The 20,007-nt window shown below is 65.9% G+C and carries 22 protein-coding genes and 1 rRNA gene; 13 read left to right on the top strand and 10 right to left on the bottom strand.

Annotated elements, in window-relative coordinates:
- A 5S ribosomal RNA gene (gene rrf / locus NCCP691_RS01880) occupies window positions 1-101 on the top strand; the annotation flags it as partial.
- A 206-nt stretch (window positions 102-307) separates the two neighbouring features.
- Here the strand turns inward: rrf and NCCP691_RS01885 are convergent.
- A complete protein-coding gene (locus NCCP691_RS01885) occupies window positions 308-1,162 on the bottom strand; it encodes a polyprenyl synthetase family protein (protein ID WP_220806550.1) in 855 nt (284 codons plus the stop codon).
- A 233-nt stretch (window positions 1,163-1,395) separates the two neighbouring features.
- Here NCCP691_RS01885 and NCCP691_RS01890 point away from each other — a divergent pair, with 233 nt between their 5' ends.
- The gene (locus tag NCCP691_RS01890; protein ID WP_220806551.1) at window positions 1,396-3,030 is read left to right on the top strand and encodes a phosphoethanolamine transferase; all 1,635 of its coding nucleotides are present in this window, start codon (window positions 1,396-1,398) and stop codon (window positions 3,028-3,030) included.
- A gap of 69 nt (window positions 3,031-3,099) precedes the next feature.
- Window positions 3,100-4,272 carry a class C beta-lactamase gene (ampC, locus tag NCCP691_RS01895; RefSeq protein WP_220806552.1) on the top strand — a complete coding sequence of 391 codons (1,173 nt, stop codon included), beginning with the start codon at window positions 3,100-3,102 and terminating at the stop codon, window positions 4,270-4,272.
- Here ampC and NCCP691_RS01900 read toward each other — a convergent pair whose 3' ends face one another.
- The 3 genes from NCCP691_RS01900 to NCCP691_RS01910 form a co-directional block, all read right to left on the bottom strand.
- Window positions 4,273-5,166 carry an RNA polymerase sigma-70 factor gene (locus NCCP691_RS01900; RefSeq protein WP_220806553.1) on the bottom strand — a complete coding sequence of 298 codons (894 nt, stop codon included), beginning with the start codon at window positions 5,164-5,166 and terminating at the stop codon, window positions 4,273-4,275.
- Between the two features lie 32 nt (window positions 5,167-5,198).
- On the bottom strand, window positions 5,199-5,663 hold the full coding sequence (locus NCCP691_RS01905; protein ID WP_220806554.1) for a carboxymuconolactone decarboxylase family protein: 465 nt from the start codon (window positions 5,661-5,663) through the stop codon (window positions 5,199-5,201).
- Between the two features lie 105 nt (window positions 5,664-5,768).
- The gene (locus NCCP691_RS01910) at window positions 5,769-6,275 is read right to left on the bottom strand and encodes a hypothetical protein (protein ID WP_220806555.1); all 507 of its coding nucleotides are present in this window, start codon (window positions 6,273-6,275) and stop codon (window positions 5,769-5,771) included.
- Between the two features lie 200 nt (window positions 6,276-6,475).
- Between NCCP691_RS01910 and NCCP691_RS01915 the strand changes: the two genes are divergently transcribed.
- The 5 genes from NCCP691_RS01915 to NCCP691_RS01935 are packed head-to-tail and all read left to right on the top strand — an operon-like array spanning window position 6,476 to window position 10,524.
- The gene (locus NCCP691_RS01915) at window positions 6,476-6,646 is read left to right on the top strand and encodes a periplasmic nitrate reductase, NapE protein (protein WP_220806556.1); all 171 of its coding nucleotides are present in this window, start codon (window positions 6,476-6,478) and stop codon (window positions 6,644-6,646) included.
- 32 nt (window positions 6,647-6,678) lie between these two features.
- Window positions 6,679-6,945, top strand: coding sequence for a chaperone NapD (locus tag NCCP691_RS01920; protein ID WP_220806557.1), 267 nt, complete (start codon window positions 6,679-6,681; stop codon window positions 6,943-6,945).
- Window positions 6,946-6,947: 2 nt separating this feature from the next.
- Window positions 6,948-9,443, top strand: a complete 2,496-nt coding sequence (napA, locus tag NCCP691_RS01925) for a nitrate reductase catalytic subunit NapA (protein ID WP_220806558.1) — start codon at window positions 6,948-6,950, stop codon at window positions 9,441-9,443.
- A gap of 10 nt (window positions 9,444-9,453) precedes the next feature.
- Window positions 9,454-9,933 (top strand): nitrate reductase cytochrome c-type subunit, encoded by a 480-nt coding sequence (locus NCCP691_RS01930; RefSeq protein ID WP_220806559.1) that lies wholly within the window; start codon window positions 9,454-9,456, stop codon window positions 9,931-9,933.
- Between the two features lie 9 nt (window positions 9,934-9,942).
- Entirely contained in the window at window positions 9,943-10,524 is a 582-nt protein-coding gene (locus NCCP691_RS01935) for a cytochrome c3 family protein (protein WP_220806560.1), read from the top strand.
- 52 nt (window positions 10,525-10,576) lie between these two features.
- Here the strand turns inward: NCCP691_RS01935 and NCCP691_RS01940 are convergent, their stop codons facing one another.
- A complete protein-coding gene (locus NCCP691_RS01940) occupies window positions 10,577-10,984 on the bottom strand; it encodes a hypothetical protein (RefSeq protein WP_220806561.1) in 408 nt (135 codons plus the stop codon).
- 173 nt (window positions 10,985-11,157) lie between these two features.
- Here NCCP691_RS01940 and NCCP691_RS01945 point away from each other — a divergent pair, with 173 nt between their 5' ends.
- From NCCP691_RS01945 to NCCP691_RS01955, 3 genes are all read left to right on the top strand, one after another.
- A complete protein-coding gene (locus NCCP691_RS01945) occupies window positions 11,158-12,696 on the top strand; it encodes a class I adenylate-forming enzyme family protein (protein WP_220806562.1) in 1,539 nt (512 codons plus the stop codon).
- A gap of 43 nt (window positions 12,697-12,739) precedes the next feature.
- On the top strand, window positions 12,740-13,333 hold the full coding sequence (locus tag NCCP691_RS01950) for a DUF938 domain-containing protein (RefSeq protein ID WP_220806563.1): 594 nt from the start codon (window positions 12,740-12,742) through the stop codon (window positions 13,331-13,333).
- Window positions 13,334-13,609: 276 nt separating this feature from the next.
- Entirely contained in the window at window positions 13,610-14,056 is a 447-nt protein-coding gene (locus NCCP691_RS01955; protein WP_220806564.1) for a nuclear transport factor 2 family protein, read from the top strand.
- A 51-nt stretch (window positions 14,057-14,107) separates the two neighbouring features.
- Here NCCP691_RS01955 and trxC read toward each other — a convergent pair whose 3' ends face one another.
- The gene (gene trxC, locus NCCP691_RS01960) at window positions 14,108-14,536 is read right to left on the bottom strand and encodes a thioredoxin TrxC (RefSeq protein WP_220806565.1); all 429 of its coding nucleotides are present in this window, start codon (window positions 14,534-14,536) and stop codon (window positions 14,108-14,110) included.
- A gap of 145 nt (window positions 14,537-14,681) precedes the next feature.
- Between trxC and NCCP691_RS01965 the strand changes: the two genes are divergently transcribed.
- Complete coding sequence (locus NCCP691_RS01965) at window positions 14,682-15,170, top strand: GNAT family N-acetyltransferase (RefSeq protein ID WP_220806566.1); 489 nt, start codon at window positions 14,682-14,684, stop codon at window positions 15,168-15,170.
- 79 nt (window positions 15,171-15,249) lie between these two features.
- On the opposite strand, the gene NCCP691_RS01970 is transcribed toward NCCP691_RS01965, so the two are convergent.
- Window positions 15,250-16,221 (bottom strand): TerC family protein, encoded by a 972-nt coding sequence (locus NCCP691_RS01970; RefSeq protein WP_220806567.1) that lies wholly within the window; start codon window positions 16,219-16,221, stop codon window positions 15,250-15,252.
- A gap of 114 nt (window positions 16,222-16,335) precedes the next feature.
- Window positions 16,336-17,139 (bottom strand): N-acetylmuramoyl-L-alanine amidase, encoded by an 804-nt coding sequence (locus tag NCCP691_RS01975; RefSeq protein WP_220806568.1) that lies wholly within the window; start codon window positions 17,137-17,139, stop codon window positions 16,336-16,338.
- 66 nt (window positions 17,140-17,205) lie between these two features.
- Here NCCP691_RS01975 and NCCP691_RS01980 point away from each other — a divergent pair, with 66 nt between their 5' ends.
- Complete coding sequence (locus tag NCCP691_RS01980; RefSeq protein WP_220806569.1) at window positions 17,206-17,379, top strand: hypothetical protein; 174 nt, start codon at window positions 17,206-17,208, stop codon at window positions 17,377-17,379.
- Window positions 17,380-17,531: 152 nt separating this feature from the next.
- Here the strand turns inward: NCCP691_RS01980 and ftsH are convergent, their stop codons facing one another.
- Both ftsH and NCCP691_RS01990 read right to left on the bottom strand, forming a co-directional pair.
- Complete coding sequence (gene ftsH, locus NCCP691_RS01985; protein ID WP_373870316.1) at window positions 17,532-19,403, bottom strand: ATP-dependent zinc metalloprotease FtsH; 1,872 nt, start codon at window positions 19,401-19,403, stop codon at window positions 17,532-17,534.
- Window positions 19,404-19,696: 293 nt separating this feature from the next.
- A complete protein-coding gene (locus tag NCCP691_RS01990; protein WP_220806570.1) occupies window positions 19,697-19,960 on the bottom strand; it encodes a DUF2249 domain-containing protein in 264 nt (87 codons plus the stop codon).
- Window positions 19,961-20,007: the final 47 nt, after the last annotated feature.

Here is a 20,007-nt window from a genome sequence, read left to right on the forward strand (position 1 = left end):
AGCAAGTCGGAACCACCCCTTCCCATCCCGAACAGGACCGTGAAACGACTCCGCGCCGATGATAGTGCTGCAACCAGTGTGAAAGTAGGTCATCGTCAGGCTCTTACCCCAGAAAAGCCCCGACTCAACCGAGTCGGGGCTTTTTGCTTTGCGGCGACGGAAAGCGTCGTCACGCAAGCGTCCCAGCCTTGGGCTCCCGGACACGCCGGCTACGGAGTCAGGAGAACCGCGTGTCAACTACTGCTACACCGTTGTCCTGAATACCGCTTCCGCGAGGACAATTCTGGCGACTGAACTCGTGCGGGCATTAATCGAGCAGTGCCTCGGCAAAATCCCGCAGCACCCCCGCATCGTCGTCATCGCCGATCGCATCGCTGGCAGTTTCCAGATGATCGAGAAACTGCTGCCGCGCGCTGCTCACACCCATTGCCGCGGCGAGATTGAGGCCGGGCTCGCCGACGTCGGCAAGGTCATCCTTGAGCTGGAAGGCCAGGCCAAGGCTGGTGGCGTAGACAGTAATCTTTTCGGACTGCTCGGGAGTGGCGTCGCACAACAGGCAGGCCGCTTTCGCGGCGGCGAGAAAAAGAATCCCCGTCTTCAGATGATGCGCGCCGGCCGTGGCGGACGACTGCAAGGGCGTGCTGCGGGACGACAGGTCGATGTACTGGCCGAGCGATAGGCCGTCGGCGCCGATGGTTTCGCACAGCAGGCGTATGGTCTTGAGCCGGACTTCGGGCGGCAGGTCCGGATGCGAGGCGAGCATCGCGTGGCAGTGCATCAGCAAGGATACCGAGGCCAGGATCGCGCAGTCTTCGCCGTACACCGCGTGGGTGGACGGGCGGTTGCGCCGCATGCGGTCGTTGTCCATGCAGGGCAGGTCGTCGAGGATGAGGGAGGCCGAGTGGATCATCTCTATCGCGCAGGCCACATGCATCAGTCCGGTCGGCCGGGTGCCGAGATAATCGGCGACCGCCAGCGCGAGCATCGGACGTATCCGCTTGCCGCCGCCGAGCACCGAATAACGCATGGCTTCGTTCACCCTGGAGGGATTGGGGAAATGCAACAGCGCATCGAGATACTCGTCGATCTGCTGGCGCGCGGATACCGCCCAGCCGCTCATCGGGGAATAGGCGCTGCTGGCCTGCAATTTCTCGAGCCTCATGCCGGGATTTCCTGTCCGCTCAGTTGTGTCGAAGAAGTCCATAAATCATAGGCGGACTCCATGTCCTATCGTGACTCACATGTGCATCTCCTGCGCTTAAGCAAACTTCGCAACTTTCCGTCGCGCGCGGCGCCGGTGGACGCAAGGGCGGCGCGGTGAGAAGAGGCGACACTTGCGGCGTGCCCACGCTCCGATCTTCCCGCGTTCCCGCATCGCCCCGCAGTCAGCCGCTGATGCTGCATCTGCCATCCGCGACGGCGTTCGCTCTGCTGATGGCGGGCCTGTTCGTTCTCGCATTCAACCAGCGCTTCTGGCTGACCGCGGCCGGGCTGTTCTGGACGGGCAGCGCGGCCGACGCCGCTTTCCTGGCCGCGCTCGGATTGTTGTTGCTTCTGGCCCATGCGGTCCTGCTCCTGCTCGTGCCGGGCCGCCTGCCGATGCAGGTGGCGGCGGCACTGCTGTTTCCGCTGGCGGCGATGGCGGCGTACTGCGCCGACAGCTTCGGCGTCGTCATCGACAGCAACATGGTGCGCAATCTGGGAGAGACCGATCACAGGGAAGTCATGGGACTGCTCAGTCCGCGGCTGCTTGTCTATGTCGTTGCCCTTGGCGTGGTGCCGGTTTTCCTGGTGGCGCGATGCCGGATGCCGCCGGCGCCGTGGAGGCGGCAGCTGCGCGAGCGTGCCGCCTTCATCGCCGCGGCCATCGTTCTCGGCGCGGCGGTCAGCCTTCCTTTCATCTCGCGCTTCAAGCTGTCGCCTGAGCAACGCCATCTTGCGTATCTGAGCGTGCCCGGCGCCGCCCTGATCTCGGCCGCCGAGTATTTCCGCGGTGACCCTGTCCCGCCTGTCCACGCGAGGGCGGAGACCGCCGCCAGGCTCGACGGCCGAAACCCGGGCGTGAAACCGCTGATGGTCTTTCTCGTCATCGGGGAGACGGCGCGCCACGCAAACTTCCAGCTCGGCGGCTACCCGCGTCCCACCAATCCGGCGCTGGCCAGCCTCGCCAATCTCTACTACTTCACGGAGGCGGAGGCCTGCGCGACCTCGACCGCGCTGAGCGTTCCGTGCATGCTGTCGCCGCTGGGGCGCGACGGATTTTCGATGGCGTCCTATCACGCCGTGCCCAATGTCCTGGAAGAGCTTGCCGCGGCAGGCGTGGGGGTGACCTGGCGCTCGAACAATACCTCCCGCTTCGAACCGGGGGCGGGGGTGCGCCGGGTCGCGCCGGCGGACGATGTGCGTGCGGCGCTCTGCAATGCCGAGTCCTGTCTCGACGCGATTCTGCTGGAGGGCCTGGAGCCGGCGCCGGCTCGGGGCGGGCAGGACCGCCTCGACGTCTTCCACCAGATGGGCAGCCACGGACCGGCCTACTATCTGCGGTATCCGCCGCAGGACGAGCACTTCCGCCCGGCCTGCCGGCGCAAGGACCTGCCTGCGTGCAGCGCCGAGGAATTGCGCAACGCCTATGACAATACGATCCGCTACACCGACCATGTACTTGCCAGGATGATCGACGTGCTCGCGCGCGCGTCCGCCGATTACGACACCGCGCTGCTGTACGTGTCCGATCATGGCGAATCGCTGGGCGAAAAGGGACTCTTCCTGCACAGCGCGCCCTACCGCTACGCGCCCGAGGAACAGAAACGCATACCGTTCATGCTGTGGCTGTCCGACGGATATCAGCGCCGCGCGCGCATCGACCCGGCCTGTCTGCGCGGCCGGCTGCAGCAGCCCGTCAGTCACGACAATGTCTATCACAGCCTGCTGGGCATGATGGAAGCCTCCCATCCGCGCTATCAGCCGATGCTCGATCCGCTCTCGGCCTGCCGCGCCGGACCGGCGCCGGTGCCGTACGCTGCCCGCTGAGCCGCGCCGAGCGAGCCGGCGAGTCTTCAGCGTATACTTGCCGCCCGATCGTCCGAAGCGGAGCCCCGCATGCGCATGCCCAAACTGTCTGCACTCGTCTTCGCCTGCGTTGCCATCGCCGCGCAGGCCGCCTCTCCCGGGCCGGAGGCGGCGGATGCGGTGGTGGACGGGGTGATGCGGCCGCTGATGCGGGAGCACGGGATTCCCGGCATGTCGGTCGCCATCACGATCAATGGCAGGGACCGGATCTATCACTACGGCATCGCGTCGAAGGACAGCGGCGCCGCCGTCACCGACAGCACATTGTTCGAGATCGGCTCGGTCAGCAAGACCTTCACCGCCGTACTCGCCGCGCATGCGGAAGCGCGCGGCGTGCTCGCTCTCTCCGAAAGTCCATCCGCTTACCTGCCCGCGTTGCGCGGCACCGCGCTCGATCAGGTCACGCTGCTGCAACTCGCCACCCATACCGGAGGCGGTCTGCCTCTGCAGGTGCCCGACGCGATCGGCGACGATGAATCGCTGCAGGCGTACTTCCATGCATGGCGGCCCGCTTCCCCGCCCGGCGGGCAGCGTGTCTACTCGAATCTCGGCACGGGCCTGCTCGGCATGGCGACGGCCGCGGCGAGCGGCGAGCCGTTCGAGACCGCGGTCGAGCGCCGGATCTTCCGGCCGCTCGGCATGCAATCGAGTTTTTTCCAGGTGCCGGACAGCCGGCGCAAGGACTACGCACAGGGCTATACGAAACAGGATGCGCCGATCCGCCTGCGACCGGGCATGTTCTGGGCCGAGGCTTACGGCGTGCGTTCGAATGCGGCGGACCTGCTGCGGTTCGTGAAGGCGCACATGCCCGGCACCCGCCTCGACCCGCCGTTGCGGCAGGCCGTCGCCGCGGTGCAGCAGGCGCGCCATCGGGCCGGCGAGCTGGGCCAGGGCCTGGTGTGGGAGACCTATCCGTGGCCGGCCACGCTCGACCGTCTGCTGGCCGGCAATGCCGATGCCATGGTCTATGACGCGGTGGAGGCGGAATGGATCGGGCCAGCCAGGCGCGACGAGGCGGAGGTCGTCGTCAACAAGACCGGCTCGACCAACGGCTTCGCGGCCTACGTCGCCTTCGTGCCCTCGCGGCGGCTGGGGATCGTCATGCTGGCCAACAGGAATTACCCCGCCGCCGCTCGCATCCGCGCCGCGCATGCGGTGCTGACCGCGCTCGATGCGCGAGACGGGAACGGTCGCGGGCGCTGATCAGGACAGCGACTGCTGCGCCACGCCCGTCAGCTTGTCGGGATTGCGCACCACGAATACCGCCGAGATGCGTCCGTTCTCGATCAGGAAGGATTGCGCGGACTCCAGCCTGCCATCGACATAGCGAAGCAGCCCGGGTTCGCCGTTGACGCGCGCCATCCGGTAACGCACCTGGCCCGGATACTTGTGCTCGAGCGACCAGAATACGCCGGCGATGCGGGCGGCGCCGCGCAGGACGCGATGGAAGGAGGGCATCTTGCCGCCGCCGTCGCTGACGAAGGCGACGTCCGGCGCGAGCAGCGCCTTCATGGCGTCGCGATCGGCGGTGGCGGCCGCCTGCATGAAGGCGGCGAGCAGCGCGCGATGGGAATCGGGCGCGGGGGCGAAACGCGGGCGGGCATCGCGCAGCTTGTCCTGCGCGCGGTGCACCAGCTGCCTGCACGCGGCTTCGCTCTTGCCGAGCAGGCCGGCGATGTCGGCGTAATCCTGGTCGAAGGCCTGGCGCAGCAGGAAGGCGGCACGCTCATCCGGATTCAGACGCTCCAGCGTCCACATCAGCGCGAGGGAAACGTCGCTCGCCAGCTCGGCCGCGGTATCGGGCGTGCGCTCATCGAGTTCCACCAGCGGCTCCGGCAGCCACCAGCCGGTGTACTGCTCGCGTTCGGCCTTGCGTTCGCGCAGCCGGTCTATGGACAGGCGCGTGGTGACCGTGACCAGCCAGGCTTCCGCCGACTGCAGGCTGTCATGCTCGGCCGCCTGCCAGCGCAGCCAGGCATCCTGCACCACGTCCTCGGCGTCCGCGCGCGTGCCGAGCATGCGATAGGCCACCGAAAACAGGCGCTGGCGAAGACCGGCGAACACGCCCTCGGGGCCCGACTCTCGTCCTGGGCTCATTCGTGCTCCTTTGCAAGTCGCGACATGCTACGTCACATTCCCGGAGCGGGCACTTCCGGGATGGGATTGCGCAGGCTGCGGTTGAGCATGTTCCAGCCCTTGATCGCGGCGACCGCATAGCAAAGCTCGACGATTTCGGTCTGGGTGAAGTACTCGCTGACCCGCGCGAACTCTTCGTCGCTGGCATCGGCGTGCGGCTGGCCGTTCACGATCTCCGTCCAGCGCAGCGCCGCGCGTTCGCGTTCGCTGAAGAACGGCGCTTCCGGCCAGGCGGCGACCGCGTTGAGCACGCGCGGGTCGAGGCCCTGGCGCACCAGGTCGCGCCAGTGCATGTCGACGCAGAATCCGCAGCCGTTGATCTGCGAGAGGCGCAGGTTGACCAGCTCGACCAGGCGTTCGCCGAGCGAGCTTTGCTTGACCGCGGTGGAGAGATTGAAGAGCGCCTTGTACTGGGTGGCGGCGACCTTGTGCAGGGGAATGCGGGCGGTATGGGACATGACGGGCCTTTCGGGTAAGGAAGGACGCACCATGCGCCCTCTTATCCTCAAGACGTACCGGCTCCGGGTTTTGTGACAGGGGTCGGGGCGTACGGCCGGAACATCTCAGTCCTGGCCCGGACGGCCGCGGCGGGTGATGTTTTCGAAGATGCCTTCTATCCGCGGTTCATCCCCGATACCGGCAATCACCGCGCCGTAGCGCGCCCTGCCCCGCACGGTCCGCTCCCGGTTGGCGACCTCGTAATCGACGACATAGCTGACGAAGACCCTGTCCTCTCCGGGAAGCGGCTTGAGATATTCGATCTCCACCAGGCGGTTGTCGCGCCACGGCCAGCGGCGCAGCGTATAGCCGATATCCCTGGCAATCGCGTCGGTGGCGAGCACGCCCCGGTCGTAGTAATGGACGCGCTCGGCGAAAAAGGCAAGCTGCTCGGCATGCGTGTTCTCGCCATCGATGAATGCTTCGAGGAAGGACCAGACTTCGTCCTCCAGGGCGGCGTGCGGCCCGGCCGCTTCGGTGGCGGCCGGATCAACCGGTTCGTCCCGAAGCTGCGACAGGGCCGGCCCGGCAGTGCCGGAAAGTACCAGGGCTGCAAGCAGGTAAGCGCGCATGGGCATCGCGGAAAAATGCAGAGAGTGCGAAGGTTCCGGTTCGACGCCGGCGCCGCGCTGCCGGTTCCGTAGTGCAGGCGGCGCGTGCCGCATCCGGCCTGCGGTGGGAACCTTAACGAAGAACAGCGCATCTACCGGCAATACGGCGCCGCAATCCTCTTCCGCAAGGGGCTGCTGCCCGGGAATGCAAGGAGGCGCGAATGGCCAGCGAGAATGATCAGCAAGCGAACACACGCGCCCGTGAACTGCGGGCCTTCTTTTTCCTGACGCTGGTGATGGCGCCGATCCTCGCCGTGATGGTCGTCGGCGGCTACGGTTTCTTCGTGTGGATGTTCCAGCTCCTGACGGGCAGGCTGCCCGCCGCCGCCTGAGCGCGGATCCACCTCTCCTCCCCGGACATCCCATGAACCAGGAAATCCATATCGCCGGACTCGTCGTCCACGCGAGTCCCGACGCCGTCCCCACCCTGCGTTCGGCCATTTCGCTGATACCCGGCGCGCAGGTGCATGCGGCCGCCGCCGACGGGCGCATGGTCGTCACGCTGGAAACCGACAGCACGAAACGCACGCTGGACCAGATGGACGCGCTGCGCGCGCTGCCCGGCGTGCTCAGCGTCGCACTGGTCTATCAACACGCGGAACAGGCCGCCGCCATGGATGAGGAAGTATGAGCATGAAGCAGACCCGCCGAGATTTCATCAAGCAGACCGCGGCCATGACCGCGGCCACCACGGTCGGCATTCCGCTGGAATCGATCGCCTCCAATGTCGTCACCGACGCTTCGAAGACACAGCTGAACTGGTCCAAGGCGCCGTGCCGCTTCTGCGGCGTGGGCTGTGGCGTCAACGTCGGCGTCAAGGATGGGCGCGTGGTGGCCACGCATGGCGACATCAATGCCGAAGTCAACCGCGGCATCAACTGCGTCAAGGGCTATTTCCTGTCCAAGATCATGTACGGGCAGGACCGGCTCACCACGCCTCTGCTGCGCATGAGCAACGGACGCTACGACAAGAACGGTGAATTCGCGCCGGTGTCGTGGGACACCGCCTTCGACGTCATGGCGCAGCAATTCAAGAAGGCGCTGCGCGAGAAGGGCCCGACCTCGGTCGGCATGTTCGGCTCCGGCCAGTGGACGGTATGGGAGGGCTATGCCGCCTCGAAGCTGTTCAAGGCCGGCTTCCGCTCGCACAACATCGACCCGAATGCGCGCCACTGCATGGCGTCCGCGGTCGCAGGCTTCATGCGCACCTTCGGCATGGACGAGCCGATGGGCTGCTATGACGACATCGAACATGCGGATGCCTTCGTGCTCTGGGGCTCGAACATGGCGGAGATGCACCCGATCCTGTGGACCCGGGTCACCGACCGACGCCTGTCCGCGCCGCACGTCAAGGTGGCGGTGCTCTCGGTGTACGAGCACCGCAGCTTCGAACTCTCCGACCTGTCGATGATCTTCCGGCCGCAGACCGACCTCGCGATCCTCAATTACATCGCCAACCACATCATCCGGACCAACAGGGTCAACCGGGATTTCGTCAGCAAGCATACCCGCTTCGTGCTCGGCAATCAGGACATCGGCTACGGCCTGCGGCCCGAGCATCCGCTGCAGAAGGCCGCGACCCATGTGGCGGACGCCGGCGGCGGCAAGCCCATCAACTTCGAGGAATTCGCGAAGTTCGTCAGCACCTACGACCTCGACTATGCGCACAAGCTGTCCGGCGTGCCGAAGGACCGCCTGCAGAGGCTGGCGGAGATGTATGCCGATCCCAGGGTGAAGGTGATGTCGTTCTTCACCATGGGCTTCAACCAGCACACCCGCGGCACCTGGTGCAGCAATCTGCTCTACAACATCCATCTGCTGACCGGCAAGATTTCCACGCCGGGAAACAGCCCGTTCTCGCTGACCGGCCAGCCGTCCGCCTGCGGCACCGCGCGCGAGGTGGGCACCTTCTCGCACCGCCTGCCGGCCGACATGCTGGTCGTCAATCCGAAGCACCGCGCGGTGGCGGAAAAGATCTGGAAACTGCCGCCCGGAACCATACCCGACAAGCCCGGCTATCACGCGGTGCTGCAGAACCGCATGCTCAAGGACGGCAAGCTCAACGCCTACTGGGTCATGGTGAACAACAACATGCAGGCCGGCCCTAACGTGATGCAGGAGATGCTGCCCGGCTATCGCAACCCCGCCAACTTCATCGTGGTGTCCGACGTCTATCCGACCGCCACCACGCTGGCGGCCGACCTCATCCTGCCGTCGGCAATGTGGGTCGAAAAGGAAGGTGCCTACGGCAATGCCGAGAGGCGCACCCAGTTCTGGCATCAGCTGGTCAATGCGCCCGGTGACGCGCGCTCCGACCTGTGGCAGCTGGTCGAGTTCTCCAAGCGCTTCAGGATGGAGGAAGTCTGGCCCAAGGAACTGCTCGATGCGGCGCCCGAGTACCGCGGCAAGACCATGTACGACATGCTCTTTCGTAACGGCGACGTCAACAAATTCCCCAACTCCCAGCGTGAAGCCGGCTATGCCAATCAGGAAGCCGACGCCTTCGGCTTCTACATCCAGAAGGGGCTGTTCGAGGAATATGCGCAGTTCGGCCGCGGGCATGGCCATGATCTCGCTCCCTTCGAGACCTATCACAAGGAACGCGGCCTGCGCTGGCCGGTGGTGGACGGCAAGGAGACCCGCTGGCGCTACCGCGAAGGCTACGATCCCTATGTGAAGGCGGGCGAGGGCTACAACTTCTACGGCATGCCCGACGGGAAGGCGGTGATCTTCGCGCTGCCCTATGAAAAGGCCGCCGAGGAACCGGACAAGGAATATCCATACTGGCTGTCGACCGGCCGCGTGCTGGAGCACTGGCACACCGGCACCATGACGCGGCGCGTGCCCGAGCTGTACCGGGCGGTGCCGAACGCGGTCTGCTACATGCATCCCGAGGATGCCAGGCGCCTCGGGGCGCGGCGCGGCGACGAAATCGAGATCGCCTCGCGCCGGGGATCGATCCGCAGCCGCGTCGAAACCCGCGGCCGCAACCGGCCGCCACAGGGACTGGTATTCGTTCCCTTCTTCGACGCCAGCCAGCTGATCAACAAGGTGACCCTGGATGCGACCGATCCCATCTCCTTCCAGACGGATTACAAGAAATGCGCGGTCAGGATCCGCAAGGTATGAGGATGACGAGATGAAGAAAGCACCGACCCTGCTGTGCATGCTGCTGCTATCGCAGCTGCCGCTGTCCGTTTCCGCCGCCGAGTTCCAGGACCGCATGCGCGGTCCGACGCCGCTCGACCAGACCGCGCCGCCGCCGCCCATCGTCAATCCCGACAACAGCGACGTGCGCCGCAGCCGCAATTACGCGATGCAGCCGCCGGTGGTGCCGCACAAGATCGAAGGCTATCAGCTCGACAAGAACGCCAACCGCTGCATGATGTGTCACGCGCGCACCCGCACGCAGGAGAGCCAGGCGCCGATGATCAGCGTCACGCATTTCATGGACCGCGAGGGGAATTTCCTCGCCGAGCTGTCGCCGCGCCGGTATTTCTGCCTGCAGTGCCACGTACCCCAGGCCAACCTGAATCCGCTCGTCGACAATGAATTCAAGGATGTCGACACCATGCTCAACCAGGCTCCTCCCGCGCCGTCGCCCGTGCGGAAGAAGTGAGGGAGGCACATGAAACGCATGCTGAAACAGTACTGGGACATCCTGCGGCGGCCCAGCGTCCACCTGAGCTTCGGCTTCCTCACGATCGGATCCTTCATTGCCGGCATCCTGTTCTGGGGCGGCTTCAACACCGCGATGGAGGCGACCAACAGCGAGCAGTTCTGCACCGGCTGTCACGAGATGCGCGACAACGTCTTCCAGGAGTTGCAGACCACCATCCACTACACCAACCGTAGCGGTGTGCGGGCGATCTGTTCCGACTGCCATGTCCCGCACAACTGGACCGACAAGATCGCGCGCAAGATGCAGGCCTCGAAGGAGGTCTGGGGAAAGATCTTCGGCACCATCAATACGCGTGAGAAGTTCGAGGAGCACCGTCTCACGCTGGCGCAGCATGAGTGGCGGCGGCTGAAGGCCAACAACTCGCTCGAATGCCGCAACTGCCACCAGTTCGAGTCGATGGATTTCACCCGCCAGAGCAAGCGCGCGAGCGACGCGCATTCGACCCAGCTCGCCAGCGGCGAGAAAACCTGCATCGACTGCCACAAGGGCATCGCGCACCAGCTTCCCGACATGGCGGGCGTGAAGTAGGGGCGATGAGGCGCGGGCGAGGATGCCCGCGCCGGCGGTGTTCGGACGAAACCTAGCGCGGCTGATTGCCCGGCGCCGGGGGCGTCACGCCTGCCGCCGCTTCCGACGGCGCATCCGATGTGCCAGAGCTGGTGCCGGTGCCGGTCGAGCCGCCCGTGCTGCCGACGCCGCTCCAGGTTCGCGAGGTCGCATGGTCCGATGTGCTGGCGCTGTCGCTGCCTCCCCGTATCGTGGTGCCCAGTGCCTTGTTGCCGTCGGGCGTCACGGCCGCATTGGTGCCGGGCGCGGCGGTCGCGGTGGTGCCGGGAGCATTGCCCAGGCCCGGCCCCGACGAGCGCGTCGCGCCCTGGCTCGACGGCTGCACCGGGCTTTCGGTGGACGAGGCGTCGGTGCCCTGGGCCATGGCGCAGGCCGAGGACAGGGCGAGCACGCCCGCTGCTGCGCGCTGAAGATGTCTCATGCTGACTCCGTTCCTTGAACAATCATCAATATGAAACTTAGACAGGGGAGGGGGGCCGGGTTCCTTGCCGGCGGCGGCACCGGGAAGCGATACGGTAGACCTACGGTATAGCCAAAGCCGGCGGCTCGCGCTATCTTCCGGTTGCCATACCCATAACGACACCGGAGACAGACATGAGCCTCGCACATCTGCTGCTGCGGCACGCGCGCCAGGACCCCGAGCGCATCGCCATCCTCCACGGCACCGCACTCCATGCCACCTATGGCGAGTGGGCTGCGCGCAGCGGCGGACTGGCGATGCGGCTGCGCGAGGCAGGCCTGGTCCCCGGCGACCGGGTGCTGCTGTTCATGCGCAATCATCCGCGCTACCTGGAAGCGATGTGGGCGGCATGGTGGGCCGGGCTCGTCGTGGTGCCGGTGAATGCCAGGCTGCATGCCCGCGAAGTCGAATGGATCATCGAGGACGCCCGGCCGCGCGTCGGCTTCGTCACCGCCGACGTGGCGCCGGAACCCCTGGCCGGGCTGGAACGGCAGATCGACGCGGACTCGCCGGAAGCCGACCGCTGGTTCGCCCCGGCCGCGCATCCGCCCGCAGTCCCGGTCACCGGACGCGCGCCGGACGACGTCGCCTGGCTGTTCTACACCAGCGGCACCACCGGTCGCCCGAAGGGCGTCATGATCACCCACCGCAATCTCATGAACATGGGCACCGGCTACTTCGTCGATGTCGATCCGGTCGGGCGGCGCGACGCCATCGTCTATGCCGCGCCGATGTCGCACGGCGTCGGCATCTACGCGATCCCGCATGTGATGGCGGGCGCGCGCCACGTCGTACCGGCCTCCGGCGGCGTCGATCCGGGCGAGTTGTTCGAACTCGGCCGCCGGCTCGGTCCGCTCTCCACGTTTGCCGCCCCCACCATCGTCAGGCGACTGGTCGACCATGCGGAGCAGGCCGGCCTCGGCCATGCCGAGGTGGCGCAGTCTTTCAAAACCATCGTCTACGGCGGCGCGCCGATGTACCGCGCCGATATCCTGCGCGCGCTGCGCGTGATGGGGCCGCGCTTCGTGCAGATCTACGGCCAGGGTGAAACGCCGATGGTCGGCACTGCCCTGTCCCGGGAGCAGCTGACCGACGACCGCCACCCGCGCTACCTGCAGCGCATCGCATCGGTCGGCATCGCGCAGACGCCGGTGCAGGTGCGCATAGCCGATGAACAGGGCCGGCCGCTGCCGGCCGGCGAGCCGGGCGAAGTGCTGATCAGGGGCGATAGCGTGATGGCGGGTTACTGGCGCAATGAACAGGCCACGGCGGCGGCGATCCGCGACGGCTGGCTGTACACGGGGGACGTCGGCTGCCTCGACGAGGACGGCTTTCTCACGCTGATGGACCGCAGCAAGGACCTGATCATCAGCGGCGGATCCAACATCTACCCGCGCGAGATCGAAGAAGTCCTGCTGTCCGCGCCCGGCGTGGCCGAGGCGGCGGTGGTCGGCGCGCCGGACGCCGAGTGGGGCGAGACCGTCGTCGCCTTCGTGGTGAGGCAGCCCGGCGCGGAAGTGGAGACGGAGACGCTGGACAGCCTGTGCCTGGATCACATCGCCCGCTTCAAGCGCCCCAAGCGTTATGTATTCATTGATCAGCTTCCGAAGAACAATTACGGCAAGGTGCTGAAAACCGCGCTGCGCGCACGCCTGGCGGAAGCATCGACGTAAGGCCGCCGACGCCGGCGCGAGCGTCTTCCGTTATGCTTGCGCGATGAGCAAACTTTTCTCCGAAGCCTGCGAGCGCAACCGCGGCCCGATACTCGACGTACTGCAGCGTCACCTGGGGAGCGCGCGAAGCGTGCTGGAAATCGGCAGCGGCACCGGCCAGCATGCGGTGCATTTCGCCGCCGCGATGCCCGGGCTGGTCTGGCAGACCAGCGACCTGTCGGCGAATCATCCGAGCATTCTCGCCTGGATCGCCGACGCCGGGCTGTCCAGCCTGCCGCCGCCGCTGGCGCTTGACGTCGCCGCCGGGCCGTGGCCGGACGCGGCCTTCGATGCCGTGTTCACCGCCAATACCTGCCACATCATGGCCTGGGAGGAAGTCGAGGCCATGTTCGACGGCGTTGCCCGGGTGCTCGGACCGCGGGGGACGCTGTGCATCTATGGGCCGTTCAATTACCGCGGCGCTTTCACCAGCGACAGCAATGCCCGCTTCGACGCGATGCTGCGCGAACGCGCGCCGCACATGGGCATACGCGACTTTGAAGCGGTGGACATGCTGGCGCGGCGCCGAGGCCTGATGCTGGTCGAGGACTGCGAGATGCCCGCCAACAATCGCCTGCTCGTCTGGCGGCGGACCTGAGAGCCGCTGTGAATGGCGGTGGCGCCGGCCAGTAATCCGCCGGTGGCGCCGCTTGATCCACCGCACAACGACGACGTTTGGCCCGATTCTGCCGTGCCGCGCGGCTTCATCCGCCCTTTACCTGCCGGTCGCGTCGACTAACATCCAAGCACTACCGGAAGCCTCCATTCCTTGCGCGTCCTGCCGCGCAAGCGGGGCTTCATTTCGCCGCCCCGCGGCACCGGCAGCGCCGTGCGGATCACAGGGAGCGAGGGGACAACGCAGCAGGAGGCAGAAATGAATGCACAGGAAAACAAGCAGCTGGTCATGCAGGGTTATCAGAACTTCGCCAACCGGGACATCCAGGGCATTCTCGACAAGTGCACCGACGATATCGAATGGTTCGGCGCCGACAATGACGTCGTGCCGTTCGCCGGCAGCTTCCACGGCAAGCAGGGCGTGGAACAGTTCTTCACCACCATGGCCGGCGCCCAGGAGTACATGAGGTTCGACCCGCAGCAGTTCATCGCGGAGGATGACACCGTGGTCGTGCTCGGCCAGATGCAGGCCAGGATTCACGCGAGCGGGCAGACCTACGAGTCGCCGTGGGCGCACGTCTTCAGACTGCGTGATGGCAAGATCTGCTCCTTCCAGCATTTCGGGGACACGGCGGCCTCCGAGCGCGCGTATTCCGGCATCCGCGCGGGCGCCGGTGCGCGGCCCGACGCCACGCTCAGTCACTGAACGGCAGGACGGCGGGCGGCAAAGCCGTCCGCCGCAAGCCGTGCATGCGCATCAGCGCGGCAGGTTCGCCCTGGTCCATCTCACGATATCCGCCGCCGACATCGCCCCCGCCTGCCGCGCCAGCTCGCGGCCCTGATGGAACAGAGCGATCGTCGGGATGCTGCGGATAGCGTATCGGGCGGCAAGCTGCTGCTGCTCCTCGGTGTCCACCTTGGCGAGCAGGACATGCGGCGCGAGCTCCGCCGCGGCCCGCTCGAACTGCGGCGCCATCATCCTGCACGGCCCGCACCACGCGGCCCAGAAATCGACCAGCAGCGGAACCTCGCCGCGCGTCAGTTGCCGGTCGAAGGCCTGCGCATCCAGCGCGACCGGCTTTCCCGGAAAAAGCGGCGCATGGCAGCGCCCGCAATCGGGTTTCTCTTCGAGCCGCTCGGGCGGCAGGCGGTTGACCGCCTGGCAGTGATGGCAAACGACGTGCATGTCGAACCTCCTTCTGCCTGCAATCTTGGGTGTGTTCCTGCAAAGACAAGAGGTACGGGAATTGGCAGAGGCCGGGCGTCGGTCATGGCAGCCGTTAGAATATCGCCGCTCTCCCTACACAACCCGCAAAGCATGGAGGACCCGCGTGCCGCCAACCGACACGACCATCACCGCGAAAAAAATGAGCGCGCGCGAGCGCGACGATGCCTTCGATCTGCTGGCGCAGTTTCTGTCCGCGGACGAGCACTACCGGGACAGCAGCGCCGCCTACGGCGACGGCGGCCCGGCGGCGCTCCGGAATGCGCTGGATCTTTTCCTGTCGCGGCCCGGGCATGGTTTCGTGTGGATGGTGTATGAAGCGGATCGCGCCGTGGGCTGCTGCGTGGTCTGCTACGCAATCTCCACCTCCGCCGGCGGCATCGTCGCCAAGCTCGACGATGTCTCGGTGCGCAGCGGGCAGGAAGGCAAGGGCATCGGCGGCTTCATGCTCGCCAGCCTGGCCGGCGCATTGCGCGAAGCGGGGATACGCCGCATCGATACGTCCTGTCATCTGGCCAATGGCGCGGCAAGGCGCTTCTACCTCAGGCAGGGCTTCCTGCCGTTGAACGAAGAGCGCCTTGCGCGGGTGCTGTAACGCCGCCCGCGCAAGACTGTCCTATTCGCCCGGATGCGACTCGGGTCGGCCCCGCAAGCCCGACCCGGTTGATTGCCACTCAGCCAGCCTCGCGCGCCGGCTTTTCCCGCGGCGCGATCATCAGGCTCGCCGCGACCGAGAGTCCGATCAGCACGGCCACCACCGCCAGCGACACCGTCACCGGGACCTTGTAGATGTCGACCAGCAGCATCTTGGCGCCGATGAACATCATCACGAACGCGAGGCCGTATTTGATCAGGTGGAAGCGCTCGGCAACATCCTTGAGCAGGAAGTACATCGCGCGCAGGCCGAGGATCGCGAACACGTTCGAGGTCAGCACGATGAACGGGTCGCTCGTGATCGCGAAGATCGCCGGGATGCTGTCCACCGCGAAGATGAGGTCGGTGATCTCGACCAGCACCAGCACCAGGAACAGCGGCGTCGCGTAGCGCACGCCCTCGCGCAGCACGAAGAAGCGCTCTTCGTGGAACTGCTCCGTCACCTTCATGTGACCGCGCATCCAGCGCAGCGCGGGATTCTTTTCGAGATCGGGTTCGTGGTCGGCAAACACCAGCATCTTGACGCCGGTCGCCAGCAGCAGCAGGCCGAACACATACAGGATCCAGTGGAATTCGCTGATGAGCCAGGCGCCGGCCAGCACCATCACCGTGCGCATCACGATGGCGCCGAGCACGCCGTAGAGCAGGACGCGGCGCTGATATTCCGCCGGCACCGCGAAGTAGCTGAAGATCATCAGCCAGACGAAGATGTTGTCGACCGCCAGCGATTTCTCGATCACATAGCCGGTCAGGAATTCCAGGGATTTCTGATTGGCCAGTTCACGTCCGGCCGTGCCGTCGAGGTACCACCAGAGCGCCGCGTTGAACAGCAACGCGATGACGACCCAGGCGATCGACCATGCGCCCGCTTCCCGCAGGCTGACCTTGTGCGCCTGCTTCCCGCCCAGCAGCAGCAGGTCGGCGGCGATCATCGCCAGAACGAAAATGAAGAAGCCCGACCACATCCACCAGGTGCCAATACTGTCAACCATGATCCGTATCCTCCGAAGGCTGCTCGACATGAGCGATGCGACATAGTCTTGCGCATTTGGTGACTTCGGAAAATGGTGGAAAATACAGTCGAATACGTAATAAAAAACTGAGGATCAGTCGGGCGCGCCTGAGGCCGTCGCCAGCGCTTCGAGCATCGCGGCGGTTTCCTCATCGGGCATGCCGTCGAAACGGGTCGGCCGGTATTTCATCTGAAAGGCGGCGAGCGCATTGCGCGAGGCATCGTCCCACTGCCCCGTCTCCGCCAGCGCGTAGCCGTGCCGCCGCAGGCTGCGCTGAAACCAGGCGGCGTCCGGCAGCGCGAGCGCGAATACGGGCCGCAAGCGCGCAACCAGGGCGGGATCCGGCCAGCGTATCAGGCCGGCGCGCGCCAGGCGCTCCCATGGAAACAGGGGGCCCGGATCGACCTTGCGGCCAGGGGCGATGTCGCTGTGCCCGAGGATGTGTTCCGGCGCGATCCGGTGCCGTGCGACGATCTGCTTGAGCAGGTCGATCAGCAGCGTGATCTGTTCTTCGGTGTAGGGATGCCAGAGACGGCCCTGCGGCGTATCGGCATAGCCGCCGTTGACCAGTTCGATGCCGATGGAGCTGAAGTTGAGCTGCGTGTCCTTGTTCCACGCACTGTCGCCGGCATGCCAGGCCCTGCGGTCCTCGTCCACCAGCTGATAGATCGCCGCCGGCCGATCCGACAGCAGGTAGTGGCTGCTGACCCGGCCCTCGGTCAAGGTGCGGAAACTGCGCGCGAGGTCGCCGTGGGTGTAATGCAGGATGACGTAGCGCACCCGGCTGTCCTGCGACACCGCGCTGTAGCTGCGGTCGATCGCGGGGCCGCTGACGCAGCCGGCCAGCAGAAGCAGGCAGAGGATCGCGAAGAATGAGGAGAAATTGGCAAGCGGCATGAAACCTTGGCGCGGTCAGCGGGACTAAGCTGATTGTTCAACATTTATTTGGAAAAGGGAAATGCCATGGCAGCCAACACCAAGAACAAGTACCCCGCAGACAAGACAGGCACCAAGTACAGCGAGTTCAGGAACACCAAGCGCATCGCGCCGGGCAAGGTGAAAGCGGCAGCGGAAACCAAGCAGTCCGGCGGCACGACTGCTCAGACCGGCGGCAAGGCCGCGCAGCCTGCGCAGTAGCGCAGTAACGCAAGCGCACCGACCGGGACCGGGATGTCCGGTGTTCCCGGCAGCCACGGACGCCAGCCGGAAAAAAAGGGCCAGCAATCGCTGGCCCTTTTGCATGGATGCGTCCTCGCGCGCGCGTCCCGATGGGGACGCCGCATCCATCGTTATGCCGGTGCCGCGGCACCCGGCGGTACGCGCGGCGTGCGGTCGGCGCGCGGCGCGGGCGGGCCGTACTTCGGCTCGCGCGGCATCTTGCCTTCCATGATGTCCTGGACCTGCTCGGCGTCGAGGGTTTCCCACTCGAGCAGCGCATTGGCCATGACGTCCACCTTGTCGCGGTTTTCCTCCAGCAGGCGACGCGCCAGCGCGTACTGCTGGTCGAGGATGGTGCGGATCTCGATGTCGACCTTTTGCTGGGTTTCCTCGGACACGGTCGGCGCGCTCATGCCGAGCGAATCCTGCTCGTCGCCGTAGACCATGGTGCCGAGCGCCTCGGACATGCCGTAGCGGGTCACCATCGCACGCGCAAGCTTGGTGGCGCGCTCAAAGTCGTTGGACGCGCCGGTGGACTGCGTGCCCATGAAGATCTCTTCCGCGATGCGACCGCCGAACAGGATGGCGATGTCTTCGAGCATCTTGTCCTTGTACATGTTGACGCGGTCATGCTCGGGCAGCTGCCAGGTCAGGCCGAGCGCATACCCGCGCGGCATGATGGTGACCTTGTGCACCGGGTCGGCCTTGGGCAGCAGCTTGGCGACCACCGCATGGCCGGACTCGTGGTAGGCGGTGTTGCGGCGCTCTTCCTCGCGCATCACCGCGGTCTTGCGCTCCGGTCCGAGGATGACCTTGTCCTTGGCGTCCTCGAAGTCGCGCATGTCGACGGTGCCCTTGTTGCGGCGTGCCGCGAACAGCGCCGCCTCGTTGACCAGGTTGGCCAGTTCGGCGCCGGAGAAGCCGGGGGTGCCGCGTGCCAGGATGTCAGCCTTGACGTCGGACGCGATCGGCACCTTGCGCATGTGCACGTTGAGGATCTGCTCGCGGCCGCGGATGTCGGGCAGGCCGACCATCACCTGGCGGTCGAAACGGCCGGGACGCAGCAGCGCCTTGTCCAGCACGTCGGCGCGGTTGGTGGCGGCGATCACGATGACGCCGGAATTGGCTTCGAAGCCGTCCATCTCGACCAGCAGCTGGTTCAGCGTCTGTTCGCGCTCGTCGTTGCCGCCGCCCATGCCGGCGCCGCGATGGCGGCCGACGGCGTCGATTTCGTCGATGAAGATGATGCAGGGCGCGTGCTGCTTCGCGTTCTCGAACAGGTCGCGCACGCGGGACGCGCCGACGCCGACGAACATCTCGACGAAGTCGGAACCGGAGATGGTGAAGAACGGCACCCGGGACTCGCCGGCGATGGCGCGGGCGAGCAGGGTCTTACCGGTACCCGGGGGGCCGACCATCAGCACGCCGCGCGGGATGCGGCCGCCGAGCTGCTGGAACTTGCGCGGGTCGCGCAGGAAGTCGACGATCTCGCCGACTTCTTCCTTGGCTTCATCGCAGCCGGCGACGTCGGCGAAGGTGATCTGGTTCGTATTCACGTCCAGCATCCGCGCCTTGGACTTGCCCATCGAGAAAATGCCGCCCTTGGCGCCGCCCTGCGACTTGCGCATGAACCAGATCCAGACGCCGATCATCAGCAGCATCGGGAACCAGGAAATGAAGACCTGGGACAGGAAGGAAGGCGCTTCCGGGTTCTTGACGTCGAAGGTGACGCCGCTGTCGATCAGGTCGGACACCAGGCCGCGGTCGAGCAGGGTGGCGGTGGTCTTGAGTACCTGTCCGTCGTTCGTGACGGCGGTGATGCGTTCGCCGGTGATCGTGACTTCCTTGATGCGCTGGGACTTGAGCTCGGTCAGGAAATCGGAGTAGGCGATCGGCGTCGCGTTGCCCGGGCCGTCGGCGCTGCCGCCCATCGATCCGAATGCAAAAAATATCACGAACATGATCGCGGCCCAGACGGCGGGGCGGAAATGCTTGGGATTCACTAAGGCTCCTGTGAGGTGGTGAGCTGAACTGCGCTACTTCGACGCCATCCGGTTAACTTAATTCAATGCGCGAAAGCTTGCAGAACGTCGCGCCGCCTCCTGCTGAGACAGCGCAAACGTAGTTCATATGACGACGCTTGCGGGATATTCAAGCCTGCCGGCTATTTTTTCCGTGGCGGCAACGCAGCGGGAGAGGCTGGCGCCTGCGGAGGGGAGGGGGATTCCCGGTTGTGGGAAGGTCGGCGCGGAGGTGAAGGAGGGCGCGCGGCGCCGGCCGCGCGCGGGCTGTCGGCTCAGCCGACCACCAGGAAGTCGATCACGATCTCGCCTGGCTCGCGCCGGACGTATGCCATCTGCAGCCGCGGGCCGAAGAATTCCGCAAGCTGGCGCAGCAGCGGAATCGGGTCATGGTCATTGCAGAAGCGCATGGTCTCGCCGGGTTCGAGCGCGTCGAGCGCGCCGAAGATCGCGGCGTGGCGGAAGCGCTTGGCGATGCCGCGCGCGTCGAACGGATAGACGCCGGCGGACATCGTGGGGAGAGAGCAGTCGTGGGGCATGTTGTATTCCTTGAATGAGAAAAAAGGCGGCGCACGAAGCGCCGCCT

The sequence above is a fragment of the Noviherbaspirillum aridicola genome, from assembly GCF_019656455.1.
Taxonomy (GTDB): domain Bacteria; phylum Pseudomonadota; class Gammaproteobacteria; order Burkholderiales; family Burkholderiaceae_D; genus Noviherbaspirillum; species Noviherbaspirillum aridicola.

Coding starts and splice junctions, on each gene's coding strand:
- NCCP691_RS01980 (WP_220806569.1), top strand. CDS start 17,206: ATGGCAGCCAACACCAAGAACAAGTACCCCGCAGACAAGACAGGCACC.
- NCCP691_RS01955 (WP_220806564.1), top strand. CDS start 13,610: ATGAATGCACAGGAAAACAAGCAGCTGGTCATGCAGGGTTATCAGAAC.
- NCCP691_RS01915 (WP_220806556.1), top strand. CDS start 6,476: ATGGCCAGCGAGAATGATCAGCAAGCGAACACACGCGCCCGTGAACTG.
- NCCP691_RS01940 (WP_220806561.1), bottom strand. CDS start 10,984: ATGAGACATCTTCAGCGCGCAGCAGCGGGCGTGCTCGCCCTGTCCTCG.
- trxC (WP_220806565.1), bottom strand. CDS start 14,536: ATGCACGTCGTTTGCCATCACTGCCAGGCGGTCAACCGCCTGCCGCCC.
- NCCP691_RS01910 (WP_220806555.1), bottom strand. CDS start 6,275: ATGCGCGCTTACCTGCTTGCAGCCCTGGTACTTTCCGGCACTGCCGGG.
- napA (WP_220806558.1), top strand. CDS start 6,948: ATGAAGCAGACCCGCCGAGATTTCATCAAGCAGACCGCGGCCATGACC.
- NCCP691_RS01885 (WP_220806550.1), bottom strand. CDS start 1,162: ATGAGGCTCGAGAAATTGCAGGCCAGCAGCGCCTATTCCCCGATGAGC.
- NCCP691_RS01935 (WP_220806560.1), top strand. CDS start 9,943: ATGAAACGCATGCTGAAACAGTACTGGGACATCCTGCGGCGGCCCAGC.
- NCCP691_RS01905 (WP_220806554.1), bottom strand. CDS start 5,663: ATGTCCCATACCGCCCGCATTCCCCTGCACAAGGTCGCCGCCACCCAG.
- NCCP691_RS01950 (WP_220806563.1), top strand. CDS start 12,740: ATGAGCAAACTTTTCTCCGAAGCCTGCGAGCGCAACCGCGGCCCGATA.
- NCCP691_RS01990 (WP_220806570.1), bottom strand. CDS start 19,960: ATGCCCCACGACTGCTCTCTCCCCACGATGTCCGCCGGCGTCTATCCG.
- NCCP691_RS01890 (WP_220806551.1), top strand. CDS start 1,396: ATGCTGCATCTGCCATCCGCGACGGCGTTCGCTCTGCTGATGGCGGGC.
- NCCP691_RS01975 (WP_220806568.1), bottom strand. CDS start 17,139: ATGCCGCTTGCCAATTTCTCCTCATTCTTCGCGATCCTCTGCCTGCTT.
- NCCP691_RS01930 (WP_220806559.1), top strand. CDS start 9,454: ATGAAGAAAGCACCGACCCTGCTGTGCATGCTGCTGCTATCGCAGCTG.
- NCCP691_RS01945 (WP_220806562.1), top strand. CDS start 11,158: ATGAGCCTCGCACATCTGCTGCTGCGGCACGCGCGCCAGGACCCCGAG.
- NCCP691_RS01970 (WP_220806567.1), bottom strand. CDS start 16,221: ATGGTTGACAGTATTGGCACCTGGTGGATGTGGTCGGGCTTCTTCATT.
- NCCP691_RS01900 (WP_220806553.1), bottom strand. CDS start 5,166: ATGAGCCCAGGACGAGAGTCGGGCCCCGAGGGCGTGTTCGCCGGTCTT.
- NCCP691_RS01920 (WP_220806557.1), top strand. CDS start 6,679: ATGAACCAGGAAATCCATATCGCCGGACTCGTCGTCCACGCGAGTCCC.
- ampC (WP_220806552.1), top strand. CDS start 3,100: ATGCGCATGCCCAAACTGTCTGCACTCGTCTTCGCCTGCGTTGCCATC.